Origin of the sequence: Oceanobacillus sp. HCA-5259 (assembly GCF_037892815.1) — a bacterium.
Classification (GTDB): Bacteria; Bacillota; Bacilli; order Bacillales; family Amphibacillaceae; genus Oceanobacillus; species Oceanobacillus indicireducens.
Genome location: NZ_JBBKBV010000055.1, coordinates 1 through 12568, shown reverse-complemented (window position 1 = coordinate 12568; position 12568 = coordinate 1). Strand labels below are relative to the sequence as shown.

The 12568-nt window shown below is 39.4% G+C and carries 12 protein-coding genes; 8 read left to right on the top strand and 4 right to left on the bottom strand.

Translation table 11 applies throughout. The annotated features are described in order from the left end of the window. Window positions 1-96 precede the first annotated feature (96 nt). From WKU33_RS18295 to WKU33_RS18270, 6 genes are all read left to right on the top strand, one after another. Entirely contained in the window at window positions 97-591 is a 495-nt protein-coding gene (locus WKU33_RS18295; RefSeq protein ID WP_340456004.1) for a hypothetical protein, read from the top strand. 410 nt (window positions 592-1001) lie between these two features. Further along, window positions 1002-1970 (top strand): hypothetical protein, encoded by a 969-nt coding sequence (locus WKU33_RS18290; protein ID WP_340456001.1) that lies wholly within the window; start codon window positions 1002-1004, stop codon window positions 1968-1970. Between the two features lie 340 nt (window positions 1971-2310). Further along, window positions 2311-2589, top strand: a complete 279-nt coding sequence (locus WKU33_RS18285; RefSeq protein ID WP_156856634.1) for a GNAT family N-acetyltransferase — start codon at window positions 2311-2313, stop codon at window positions 2587-2589. 129 nt (window positions 2590-2718) lie between these two features. Continuing rightward, window positions 2719-2904, top strand: coding sequence for a hypothetical protein (locus WKU33_RS18280; RefSeq protein WP_156856633.1), 186 nt, complete (start codon window positions 2719-2721; stop codon window positions 2902-2904). Window positions 2905-2916: 12 nt separating this feature from the next. Continuing rightward, window positions 2917-4800 (top strand): ABC-F family ATP-binding cassette domain-containing protein, encoded by a 1884-nt coding sequence (locus tag WKU33_RS18275; protein WP_156856632.1) that lies wholly within the window; start codon window positions 2917-2919, stop codon window positions 4798-4800. 76 nt (window positions 4801-4876) lie between these two features. After that, window positions 4877-5545 (top strand): hypothetical protein, encoded by a 669-nt coding sequence (locus WKU33_RS18270; RefSeq protein ID WP_156856631.1) that lies wholly within the window; start codon window positions 4877-4879, stop codon window positions 5543-5545. Window positions 5546-5988: 443 nt separating this feature from the next. Here the strand turns inward: WKU33_RS18270 and WKU33_RS18265 are convergent, their stop codons facing one another. The 3 genes from WKU33_RS18265 to WKU33_RS18255 form a co-directional block, all read right to left on the bottom strand. Next, entirely contained in the window at window positions 5989-6993 is a 1005-nt protein-coding gene (locus tag WKU33_RS18265; protein WP_156856681.1) for an LLM class flavin-dependent oxidoreductase, read from the bottom strand. 349 nt (window positions 6994-7342) lie between these two features. Continuing rightward, the gene (locus WKU33_RS18260) at window positions 7343-8011 is read right to left on the bottom strand and encodes a hypothetical protein (RefSeq protein WP_340455998.1); all 669 of its coding nucleotides are present in this window, start codon (window positions 8009-8011) and stop codon (window positions 7343-7345) included. A 685-nt stretch (window positions 8012-8696) separates the two neighbouring features. Next, a complete protein-coding gene (locus WKU33_RS18255) occupies window positions 8697-8795 on the bottom strand; it encodes a putative holin-like toxin (protein ID WP_198042633.1) in 99 nt (32 codons plus the stop codon). A 272-nt stretch (window positions 8796-9067) separates the two neighbouring features. Here WKU33_RS18255 and WKU33_RS18250 point away from each other — a divergent pair, with 272 nt between their 5' ends. Further along, window positions 9068-10462: a TldD/PmbA family protein gene (locus WKU33_RS18250; RefSeq protein WP_156856629.1), complete on the top strand. Its 1395-nt coding sequence runs from the start codon at window positions 9068-9070 to the stop codon at window positions 10460-10462. Continuing rightward, complete coding sequence (locus WKU33_RS18245) at window positions 10463-11818, top strand: TldD/PmbA family protein (protein ID WP_340455994.1); 1356 nt, start codon at window positions 10463-10465, stop codon at window positions 11816-11818. A 70-nt stretch (window positions 11819-11888) separates the two neighbouring features. Here the strand turns inward: WKU33_RS18245 and WKU33_RS18240 are convergent. Next, the coding region (locus WKU33_RS18240) for an HAD family hydrolase (RefSeq protein ID WP_340455992.1) at window positions 11889-12568 on the bottom strand (680 nt) is incomplete at its 5' end.

Sequence of the window (12568 nt, the reverse complement as noted above, 5' to 3'; positions counted from 1 at the left end):
ATTATAAAAGGGATGTCTCCTTATCGGCAAGGAAATATAAGCGAGATACAAAATATTCATATGACCAATAATGGTTATACAATAGGGGGAGTTTAAATGAAGGCTGATCTATCTACAGTAGAAAATCCAATGGTTTATAATAAAAACTTGGAGAAAAGTTTAGCGAGTTTTTCATTTACTCAAGAAATCCACGAGAATCGTGATACCTATGAATCCGACAATATACTGGACGAGCCTATGACCGGTAACAATATTATTCGGAAGGCTTTTATTAATATTGTCTTTGTTGAACGAGTCCATCAAGTGGCCTATAAGAAGGTTATGGCTGATTCGGAATACCGTACTGCCGAAGAAGTTTCGAGTCAACTCTTTTCACAATTAGAAGAATCACTATCGACTAAGGAGCAAAAAGAATTACTGCTTGAATTAGAATCGGCATGGGACCGTAAGTATGGCATTTTCCTTGAATATAGTTATTGCCAAGGGATTGCAGACAGCCCGATGATTCATAAGCAACTTGAGAAATATGGGATTTCGGTTGTGAAGGAAATGGCTGAATATAATTATATTTGGCAGTATCTAACTCCATAATAGAATCCTAACCATCTAAATTATTTCAAAAAATCTATTAAAAGTATATCAAAACGTATTCTTAATTCATATATATATGGATGCCCTAACAACATTTATGGTCTGTTAGGGCATGATTAGTACTAGATAAACGGGATTAGAACCTTCAATACCCAAAGTGCTATCAAGCTATTATCTTAATTCCTGCTCTGCGCCCACATCATCTAATAGAGATACACAATAATTTTATTTTATAGTTTCTTATATTTCTAACAAATAGGTATTCTGACCTGTTGTTATTAAAAACAACAACATATATCATTAATATCGAATATTTACTATATTTAGGAGGGACAGTTTAGTGGTCAGACGCAACCGATTATTAATGGTAATTTTAGCACTAATGATTTCAATTTTAGCTGCTTGTAGTAATGGTGAAAAATGAAAAACAAGTGGAAACGGAAAATCAAAACGATGCGAGCACACAAAAGGAATCAGAATCAAAAACTGAAGATGAAGAAGATTCAACAGATAGTACGGAAGAAGTTTCCTTTGAAGTGAATCAAGGACTAGAAGACCAAGGTGATTTGGAAGTGAAATTTGAAGGGGATATCCATGTTGAAAACAACGTTGTTTCTGTCAAAGGAACAACAAATCTTTTACCAGAATCACAACTTATCCTTTTGGTTGATTCAGAGGATGGTGTACTAATTGGAACGAGTGATCGAGCTCGAGTTAATGAAAGTGGAGCCTTTGAATTAGAATCTACTTTGCCAGATAACGTAGAAGGAATACTACATATTGAAGTAAAATTTGAGCCTGTAAATCAGGATGTGGAGGAAATAAAAAATCATTATTTAAATGAGCTTAGCGGGAGCTTTGTACGAAACTATGTAGAATTAGATGGGACCTATCAAAAGGCATCTTTCCAACAAACAATCACTCTAGATGAGGGTGAAGAACAGACATTTGCGATTACGGAACCAAGCTGGGAAATACCGGATGATTATGGAGAAGCAACGGTATGGATCGAGCCAGAAATAGAGAAGCAAGGAGATTATGTTGCCGTAAAAATAAATAGCAATATTATAGATGGAACGTTTATTCAAGCAAGAGCTTCCATTCCCGATTATATTACATGGGGAATACAGGGCTCCGGCTATATAAATCCCGATGGCTCGGCAGTCCTATATTTTGAAGACCCAGAAAAAGACAGTAGAATTAAAAATCTAACTGAATATGATATTATTATTACAATGGAGCCATCCAATAGTAATAATGGTCCGCATGTTACAGAGATATATGGGGAGAATGGACAGAATCTGGCAGGCGATTTTGTTGATACTGAAGATGGTTCGAAAGTGATTAGGCAAACCATAACAGTTACGGTGGAAGAGTAGAATATATATAAGGCAATCAACACTATCATACGGGGAGTGTAGACATCCCCCCGTATGATAGTGTTTTTTTGCTTACTGATAGGGCAGAGACGAGAATAAGGTTTGGTCCTAATGATTTTGACCTAGTGAGGGATTTTCCTATTAGTATTACTAGTAATTTCACCATTTAAGTTAATTCTCCATCTCGTGATTTAGCACTTTACTACCGATTCTATGATAAGTATAGCAGCACATTATTAAGCCAATGTAATATTTCCGTAAATATTTTTTTGATGTTTTCACAAAATGTAATAATTATGAGTTATAATAGAATAGATCTTATGTTTAGGAGGATTTAAGAATGACAACCATTAAAAAGGCCGGAAATAAGTTTTATGTAGGCGAAGATGTGAAAACACCGCTTGCTGAGATAACATATGTGGAATCTAATAGATCATTAGTAGTCATCGATCATACTTATGTCTCTGATGAGTTAAGAGGTCAGGGGATTGCTGGGGAATTATTGGAACAAGTCGTTTTATACGCTCGTGAGCATAATAAAAAAATTAAACCCCTTTGTGTATTTGCCAAGAAACGAATGGAAGATACAGTAGAATACCATGATGTTCTTGCTCAATAGTATATAGGACATCGTAATAATATAAAAGAGGCGAGCGCTGACGCTTGCCTTTTGTGTGTGTTTAAATGGAAATATCCGTGTTTGTGAGATAAACTTAATAGAGGAAGAGTAATGAACGGAGGTTGAATCATGAATAAGCTGTTAGTTACGCAGTTAGGTATGATAGCGGTCGTTTGGCTTGGAATGTTTTTCTTCTATAATGAGATGACAAGTACAAGTAAAAACATTTTTTATGTTGTAACGTCATGGTTGTTGTTTTTAATTGTAATGGTCGTCAAAAACCTGTTGAAAGTAAGAAAAGAAAAAACCGAATAGGAAGGATTTTTTATGCTAACTGCTGAACAATTATATAAGTTGTATGGAGATAAAGTGCTTTTTGATTCGATCCATTTTACCATTTCCCCATCTGAAAGAATTGGTCTCATTGGTGTAAATGGAACTGGAAAATCAACACTTCTCCGTACGATTGCTGGGCTTGCATCCTTGGAAAAAGGGACGATCGCTCATGCGAAAGATTACGAAATAGAATATTTAGCACAGGATCCAGAACTAGACCCCAACCTTACCGTGATTGAGCAAATCTATTACGGGGAATCCGCGCTTATGAAGTTGCTCCGGGCCTATGAACAGGCCCTGCTAGAGCTTCAGGCAGAACCAGAGCAGGAGAAACTGCAAGAAAAATTATTGAAACTGCAGCGTCAAATGGATGAACAAGATGCTTGGGAAGCGAATACGCAGGCGAAAACAATTTTAACGAAATTAGGGATTACCGACTTCGATAAATTAACAGGAGAGCTTTCCGGAGGTCAAAAGAAACGGATCGCTTTAGCGAAAGCGCTAATCCAACCAGCAGATTTATTGATTCTCGATGAACCGACAAACCATTTGGATCATCTGACAGTAGAGTGGTTGGAGAAGTATTTGCAAACTTATCCGGGAGCGCTTTTGCTCGTAACGCATGACCGTTACTTCTTAAATCGGGTGACGAATCGAATTTTTGAATTGGATAAAGGGAAACTATATTCGTATGAAGGAAATTATGAAGTTTTTCTGGAGAAGAAAGCGGAACGTGAAGAACTGGAACGGGAAAGTGAAGCAAAACATCATAATGTCCTCCGCCGTGAGCTTGCTTGGCTAAAGCGCGGTGCCAGGGCCCGCTCAACAAAGCAAAAAGCGAGAATAGGACGAATAGAAGAATTGCAAGAGAAGCAGTTCGACACGAAAAAACAGGGAATAGAAGTACAAATTGGTTCTCACCGGCTTGGTAAAAAGGTATTGGAACTCGAAAATATTTCAAAATCTTTCGTTGATAAACAAGTTCTTAATGATTTCAATGAACTAATTATCCCTGGAGACCGAATCGGTATCATCGGACCGAATGGTTCCGGGAAGACAAGCTTGCTTAACATTATGGCCGGACGTCTTGCGCCTGATGCTGGAAAAGTAGAAGTAGGGGAAACAGTTAGAATCGGTTATTATACACAAGGTGACGAGGAACTGGATGGGGAACAGCGAGTCATCGATTATATTAAGGAGACAGCTGAAGTCGTCCATTCGATAGATGGTAACGTTATTTCGGCTGAGCAGATGTGTGAACGATTCCTCTTTTCCCGCAGTGAGCAATATACGTATATTAGGAGACTTTCTGGTGGAGAGAAGCGTCGCCTTTATTTACTCAAAATCTTAATGGAAGAGCCGAACGTCTTATTCCTTGATGAGCCGACGAATGATTTGGATACACAGACATTAAGTGTCCTAGAAGAATATCTCAGATCTTTCCCAGGTGTTGTCGTTACGGTTTCCCATGATCGTTATTTCCTTGATCGGGTGGCAGATCGGTTAATTGTTTTTAACAATACTGGAAAAATAGAGCGGTATATTGGAACATACAGTGAATACTTGGAAAACGTCCGAGAGACCGAACCGGTAGAAAAGTTGCCAAAACAACGAGAAAAACAGAGCGCGGAAGAGAGAAAACAAAAGAAGCTTACTTACCGTGAACAGAAAGAATGGGAAACGATTGAAGATGATATAATGGGATTAGAGGAACGTGTCTCCGAGTTGGAACAACAGATTGCAGATGCTGGCAGCGATGCAGGAGAAGTTCAGCGTCTTTTCGCGGAGCAGGAAGATGTACAAGCGGAACTTGATCAGAAAATGGAACGTTGGGAAGAATTATCTTTAATGGTTGAAGCATTTGAAAATAGATAGGTAAAGGTTTAGAAACATTGATTCTAGTGAATCATGTACAAATATAAGCGTTGATTAAAAAATCAGGAGGTTGGATATGAAGTTATACCAGGTTCGTAAGGGACAGTTTGTTTTTTATAAAAATGAGTTGCATAAAGTATACTCCGTTAAGCCGATGTTCAGACAATCCGTCCACTTATATCGTCTAAAAGATATGGAGCAAATTCTTACAAGGGCAGCTGATATCGAATTGTATCGACCAAAACATAATGATACATTTATTTTCTACGGACAACGGTATACAATTGATCAGTATAAAAAGCCGGAGCCGGGTGATTACATTTTAATTACGAAGCCTGCACCAGACTTATTTGATCACTATTCATTAAATGAAATTGAAAAAGTTGAAGAAGTGCATGAAAACAGTGTAACAACGACAAAGGATAATGGTGTAAAGCATCATGAATATGTCATGCTCGTTCCTGGTAAGAGTGAAGCGAGTCAAGAGATTGCCTACTATGATAAGGAACTGGTGCCAGAGGAACAACGCTTGAAAGATGAGTCGATTTCCTATCTAGCTGAGAAAGATGTAACACTGCAGCCTTATGTTGGGGATATTTATCTTGATAAACGAAATAATACGAAGGCAATGGTTGTAGCAGTGACAGAATCAGAAGTAACCTTTGGTCATGGAATCCACGTCCACATTGCAGAACTGCTAGACGAAGAAAGCTTCGAACTCATCTATCGCTACAGTACGGATTAATACACAACTCATTGGAACGAATAAAAGGCTCTAGCTAGTAGCCTTTTATTCGTTTTTTTGTAAGATAAGAAAGTATAAAATAAAAATGCTGTGATAACTTAGGTATCCGGGGCTAGCCACGTCCGGCTCCAGCGCCCAGCAACTAGCAAACTTCACACTCCTCCAATCGATAAGTCAACATCAACTCAGAAATAAAGGAGGACCGTTTAAATTCGGGCTAAAGCCCAACAACGGCATACCCCTAAAGGGGCATGTTTCCTTTAGCTCATTCCGTAAAGGGGAAGTTCGATTAAGTTCGCTCACGTATGGGGCAACATCGAACTACCTCCCGTTCTGGGAGGCACAGTTTGTACGTTGCTACGACGCACAGGATGTGCTAGTGCAGGTGTTGCGACAGGACGTCGCGTTTTTAACCTGCAAGGGCGCTTCCGCCTTTGTTGTAACTATAAATACGCATCTGCAAGTAGTTCGATCGTTTTTTTGCGGAGTTTGATATGTGGAAGCAGTGGTACGATTAAAACTTCATCGGCCTGAAATAGACGGATGAGATCGTCTAATTGTTCGGTCACTTGTTTCACATTGCCGGTTATCATCCGTTTGCGGTTTGCCTGGATTCTCGCTTTCTCCTCGTCTGTATAGTTGTAGTTCCTTGCAGTTTCAACAGATGGAAATTGTTTAAACTGGCTGAACTGGTCATTTCCGAGCAACCATAAGTCCAAAGCTTGCCGGTATTCATTTGCTATCTTTTCCGTTTCTGCTGCAATAACAAAAGAGGCAAGAGAAACTTTAGGCTCTTGCATGAATCGGGATGGAGCGAATTCGCGCCGGTATGTCTCGACAGCTTTGATCCCGATATCAAGCCGCTCCGTACCACGGAGGAAAAATCCGTAAGTGAACCCTACTCCAAGCTTTGCAGCTATCTTTGCAGTGCGGATACTCATAGATAAGAGCCACATTTCTGGAACAGTCGGAATAACCGGATTGGCTGAGAGTCCATGGAAGCGGTGATCGTTATTTACTTCATCGGTTAAATACGTTGCAATGTCTGTGATACTCGCTTCATAGTCGAGCTTCTCTCGTTTATTTTCATTCATCGCCCGATTGACGAGAGCCGTTCCTACTGTATTGCCAATACCTAAATCAATACGGTTAGGGTGGAATGCTTCAAGAATCCGGAAATTTTCAGCGACTTTTAACGGACTGTAATGGGGGAGCATCACTCCACCTGAACCAAGACGAATACGCTTTGTAGCGTTTGCTAAATGCATCATAATCATTTCGGGTGAACTGCCAGCAAACGCTGGAACATTGTGATGCTCTGCCATCCAAAAGCGGGTGTAACCTAAGCTTTCAGCTAACTGAGCAAGTTCGACTGTTTGCTCCAGCGCTTCTTTTGCGTTACTACCTTCATCAATTTGTGCGTAATCTAATATTCCTAGTTTAACCAACTTCATCCTTCTTTCCATATACTTTGGCTATCCATTTAAAATAAAGCTAACAAGTTCATCTTTATTTCTCAAATCATACAATCCGTAAATTCTCAGACGGTCATACATGGCTTCATAGTTCGGATCCTTTAAGAGTAACCTGCATATACCCGTCCCTGTTTTACGGTCATTGCGCGACCGGATATTTTTTTGCTGTCTAAAACAAAATTATTCCGTATGGAAGTATCATTTCGTTTAGTTTACACAAAACTCATTATTTAAATAATGATGTCTAGCTACATACTTCAAAGACTACGGGTGTTTGTTATAGATGATTAGCTTTCATATTTTAGGTGAAATCAAATGTTGATTAGTCGAAGTCATCCCATAAATTGGTGTCTATATCAATTAGCCAATGGTTCCGGAGCGTGAGAGCACGTTCGAATGCTGCCAAGGCCCCGGAGATAACTAAGAACGTATTCAACCAGCCCGGTAGAATAATAGGAGATTCGAATGTTCCGATATAATCCTGGACAATGGGAATTTCAGTAATAAGGGCGATAAGTTGAGGTAACCCAAGTACAATTGATGCGAGCAAAATAACAATAGCTAGAATTCCAATTGTCTTGCTAATTCTTGGAAAACGCTGATCGAATCTCATCCGGAGTCCTTCTGTAGAGCCGGGGTGCGGGCTAAGCTGTTGTTCGCTTCCTTCCTCGGGGATAAAATGCATACGACTCAGTCCATAAGTCGTCGTTGCAACTTCAATAAATCCCCCAGGTACTGGAAAAGCTGCAGGCAGCTTGGATGTAGCGATATGTTTACCATCGCGGTACATATCGGCTTTCGATTCTTCACTAAAGTAATTGACGTCAACCATATAGGTGTGAGAACTCCCATCATCTTCATCTAAGCGAATATAAAAAAGTGACCGGGAAAGCAAATGATAAAAACGGTAGGCTTTTAAAGCGTGTCCATCACCAGGTTTAACTTTACCTATTTTCCGCTGATGACGCCAATTCCGTAATAGACGCAACATAGTAACAGCCCCTTGTATTCAATCAACTTTGGAGGATAATGATCGTTATCTTTCTCTTTTGAATACGAAAAAAAGAGTGGATTGGTTTCAATAATAAAGAATCTTTCCATGAAGTTTCAGGATATAAATTCATTCTAACGTAAGTATCTTGTTCGGCTATTATTTTAGTGCCCTGATTACCGTTCAGTTACCCGGCAGACGGATACTATCCCAATTAAGTAAGATAATCATACGTATGGGAAAATAGGAATCGTTTGTTTTCTTATTAGAGCAAGGTAAGCGCGCTAATAGGAAAATAACCCTCAGTTGTTTTCCCGTTAAAGTAAGAATAACATACGAATGGGAAAATAACCCTCAGTTGTTTTCCCATTAAGCCAGATGAAACGCTAATGGGAAAATAAAACTGACAGTTGCCAGAGGAGGTGAGGCTCACCAGCCGTTCAGCAGGTGCGTGAGGTTTCGGGACTGCGGACCTCCAGAAATTAGTTATTATATTTTTCAATCAAAATTATTAGTTTGTGTATTTTGGGTAAAAATGTGGTATTATATATAGTAACAGAACATATAATAAAAAATGACCACAGCTGTAACTGTGGTCAAGTAGATATCCATTCTCTTAACAGGGAGTGGCGTTATCTAATATACAAAGAAAAAATAGCCTTTACCCATTTGGCGAACAGGGGGGCTATTTTTTTGTGTTAAAAATAGCGACAACGACCGCGATTAACGCAATGATCATTGTAGAAAAAGAAATCATTAACGTCAAAGATTGGAATGTTGTCATAGAATCACCCCCTTTTCGGGGATAACTCCAACCGCCCTGTCCATCAAAAAAATTGATCAATTGAATGAATATCAGTTTCCATTATACCATAAATACCCCTAGACTATCTTTCTTCCTATCGAGAAAATCCTGTTATTTCAAGGGTTTTTCTTTAACTAAAACAAAAACTTCAGACGTTAAATATTCAACTTCATTTCCCTTTCCAGTCAAGCATTCATTGCAGTATAATAAATGTATGTATTTTTTAGAAAAGTTTAAAAAGGAGGAATCATATGCTTGATAAGACATTAGTTGAAAATGTACTTTCTGCCGCACTTACAACGGGTGGAGACTTTTCTGAAGTATTTGTGGAAGATCGCTTTACGAATAACATGCATCATCAAGGCGGGAAATTAGAAAAAAGCTTAGCTGGACGTGATTTTGGTGTGGGGATTCGGATTTTTAAAGGGCTTCAGAGTGTCTATGCATATACAAACGACTATTCCGAGGAAGGGCTTGTAAAGGCTGCAAAAACGGCAGCAAAAGCGCTTCAAGGAGCGAACAGTAAAAAGGACATAATATTACCACTGGAAAAACAATCGTTTGAAACAGCGCATCCGATTCAGTTGATGCCGAACAGTGTGGAGAAAAACCGTAAATTAGCTGTATTAAGGGATGCAAGTGAAATTGTAACCAGTTACGATTCAGCTATCGCTCAGGCAATTATCAGGTTGATCGACGAAGAACAACATGTATTAATCGCAAATTCAGAAGGAACTTTTGTAGAAGACAAACGAGTACGAAGCAGGATGGCGATTGCAGCTGTTGCATCGGACGGAACTGACATGCAGACAGGATTTTATGGGCCGGGTGCATATCAAGGGTTTGAATTCATCGAAGGACTGGATCTTAATCATTATGCAAAAGAAGCGGCCCGGATAGCCGTCACAATGCTTCATGCAGACCCTGCACCAAGCGGGAAATTCCCGGTAGTTATCGATAATGAATTTGGCGGGGTTATTTTCCATGAAGCATGCGGTCATGGATTAGAGGCGGAAGCTGTTGCGAAAAATAATTCGGTTTTTGCAGGTAAGATTGGTGAGAAAGTTGCCTCAGACCTTGTTACATATATTGATGATGGTACGATACCGAATGAATGGGGATCCATTAATATCGATGATGAGGGAGAAAGGGCAAGAAAGAATGTACTGATTGAAAATGGAATTTTAAAAGGGTATATGATTGATAAATTCAATGGCAGAAGAATGGAAGCAGAATCGACCGGTTCGGGACGGAGGGAATCTTATAAATTCGCTCCAACATCTCGAATGACGAATACGTATATCGCTCCAGGAGAGTCTACACCTGAAGAAATCATTGCAAATACGGAGCATGGCATCTATGCGAAATATATGGGTGGCGGTTCGGTCAATCCAGCAACAGGTGATTATAACTTTGCTGTAAATGAAGCATATATGGTGAAAAACGGAAAAATCGACAAGCCAATACGTGGAGCGACCTTGGTTGGAAATGGGGCAAAAACGATTCAAAAGGTAGATATGGTTGGCAATAACTTAGGTCATGGTGCCGGGATGTGCGGTGCATCAAGCGGAAGTATTCCAGTTAATGTTGGCCAGCCCATGCTACGCGTAAGTGAGATTACTGTCGGTGGAAGGGAGGCAAACTAAATGGATTTAACAACATTTCGCAAGCAGCTTTTTACAGAAGGTGAAAAATTAGGGTTTACAGATTTAGAATTATATTATGAGAAACAGGAAAAATTCTCTGTGAAAATCTTTAAAGGTGAAATAGACGGGTATGAATCATCGACTGTAAACGGTGTTTCTGTGCGTGGGCTCTACAACGGGCAGATGGGTTATGCCTATACGGAGAAACTGGATGGGGATTCTATTGCCTTTTTACTAAAAAGTATTCAGAAAATTGCGCCGTTACTAGAAGATGAGCCCGAAGAACTTTTTACAGGTGAAGGTGCAGATTACCAAGAGACAGATTATTACTCTGCAGAATTACAACATGTAACAGCAGAAGAAAAAATTGCATTCCTAAAAGAAGTCGAAAAGAAAATTTATGCCTATGATCCCCGGGTTTCTCAAACGAATTACGCAGCGATACAGGATAAATCGATTGAAAAAGGTTTGTTTAATAATAAAGGATTAACGCTAAATGATCGAAATAATTTCTTATCCGTCATCTTTTCTGTCGTCGTAAAAGAGGGAGAGGAAATTAAGTCTGATTTGTATTTTAAAATAACGAAGGACTTTGCTGCACTGGATGCCGAAAAAATAGCGAAAGAAGCAGTTGAAAAGAGCTTAAGCCAGCTTGGTGAACAGGCTTATCCTAATAAAAACTATCCAGTCATTCTAAAAAATACTGCTGCGGCTTCACTTGTCGCAACCTTTGTATCTTCTTTCTCTGCTGAAGCGGTTCAAAAGGGCGAGTCAAGATTAAAAGGAAAGTTGGATGAAAAAATAGCATCAGAACAAGTTACATTATTGGATAATCCCTTTTTACCAGAGGGAACGCATAGTGGAAACTTTGATTCAGAAGGTGTGCCAACAAATGAGTTGAACTTAGTAGAGAATGGGAAACTGATATCCTTTTTCCATAATTTAAAAACTGCAAAGAAAGATGGAGTTAATTCTACAGGGCATGGATATAAATCATCTTATAAAGAAACGATTGGTGTCAGTCCATCGAACTTGTATGTCGTGCCAACGGAAAAAACGTATGAAACGTTATATGGAAGTCTGGAAGAAGGTATCATCATAACTGATTTATCCGGACTCCATTCCGGGGCCGATCCAATTTCAGGTGATTTCTCCCTTGCAGCTAATGGATTTTATGTAAAGAACGGAAAAATCGTTGGCCCAACGACACTTATGACGGTTGCTGGAAACTTTTTTGAAGTTTTACAAGATATTGAAGAGGTCGGGGCGGATCTTGAATTTTCACCAATGAGTAGTTATGGTTATATTGGATCCCCGTCCCTTAAACTTAAGGGCTTGGCAGTTACGTTTGATTAAGATGTGAAGAGGGAAAATGACCGTTCCATACGATGCTGAAGTACGGACGGTCTTTCTCCTTTCTGTTCTATTAATTCTCTCCAAAAATCGGCCATTGTTTCGCTTTGGCCACTTCACGCATCCCATTTTTTGGGTTAACGATAATCGGTTTATCGACAAAATGGAGGAGGGGAATATCACTTTCACTATCCGCATATGCCCAAATCTCTGTTTCTTCGGGATCAAGTTGAAGTTTTTCCAACCAATTGGCAACCGCTCGAACCTTTTCTTCTCCGTTAATGACAGGACCAGTTGCCCCAGTGCATCTTCCATCTTGATCAAAGAGCAATTCTGTACCGATTGTTGTAACAGTAAGCCCAAGTTTTTCAATTAATGCATCTAAAAATGGCTTTAATGCCCCGGATAAAATAATGACTTGTTTGCCGCTATCTTGATGTTCTTTTATTTTATGTACAAGCGGTTCATTAATCTGATTTCTTCCAGCTGCAATCAATTCATCGAAAAAGCTAGCAAGCTCTTCTTCCGTTTTCCCTTTAAAGGTTTTGGCGAACGCTTGGAAGAAATGAATCCGAAGCGCATGTTTTCCTCTTGTTATTCCTAGAAATAAGGCTTGGGCTGTGCCGATTAATACGGTTGTCCATTCCCTAATACCGAACTCTTTCCTTCCTGCCTGGAACATTAGCTTAAAAGAATCCCCTTGAAATAAAGTTCCGTCAAAGTCTACCGTAACAAGCTGCAACATTATTCCTC

Bases quoted from the DNA above. Each gene is read 5' to 3' on its own strand.
- WKU33_RS18245 (WP_340455994.1), top strand. From the start codon at position 10,463: ATGGATTTAACAACATTTCGCAAGCAGCTTTTTACAGAAGGTGAAAAA.
- WKU33_RS18260 (WP_340455998.1), bottom strand. From the start codon at position 8,011: ATGTTGCGTCTATTACGGAATTGGCGTCATCAGCGGAAAATAGGTAAA.
- WKU33_RS18280 (WP_156856633.1), top strand. From the start codon at position 2,719: ATGAATAAGCTGTTAGTTACGCAGTTAGGTATGATAGCGGTCGTTTGG.
- WKU33_RS18290 (WP_340456001.1), top strand. From the start codon at position 1,002: ATGGTGAAAAATGAAAAACAAGTGGAAACGGAAAATCAAAACGATGCG.
- WKU33_RS18250 (WP_156856629.1), top strand. From the start codon at position 9,068: ATGCTTGATAAGACATTAGTTGAAAATGTACTTTCTGCCGCACTTACA.
- WKU33_RS18285 (WP_156856634.1), top strand. From the start codon at position 2,311: ATGACAACCATTAAAAAGGCCGGAAATAAGTTTTATGTAGGCGAAGAT.
- WKU33_RS18275 (WP_156856632.1), top strand. From the start codon at position 2,917: ATGCTAACTGCTGAACAATTATATAAGTTGTATGGAGATAAAGTGCTT.
- WKU33_RS18270 (WP_156856631.1), top strand. From the start codon at position 4,877: ATGAAGTTATACCAGGTTCGTAAGGGACAGTTTGTTTTTTATAAAAAT.
- WKU33_RS18255 (WP_198042633.1), bottom strand. From the start codon at position 8,795: ATGACAACATTCCAATCTTTGACGTTAATGATTTCTTTTTCTACAATG.
- WKU33_RS18295 (WP_340456004.1), top strand. From the start codon at position 97: ATGAAGGCTGATCTATCTACAGTAGAAAATCCAATGGTTTATAATAAA.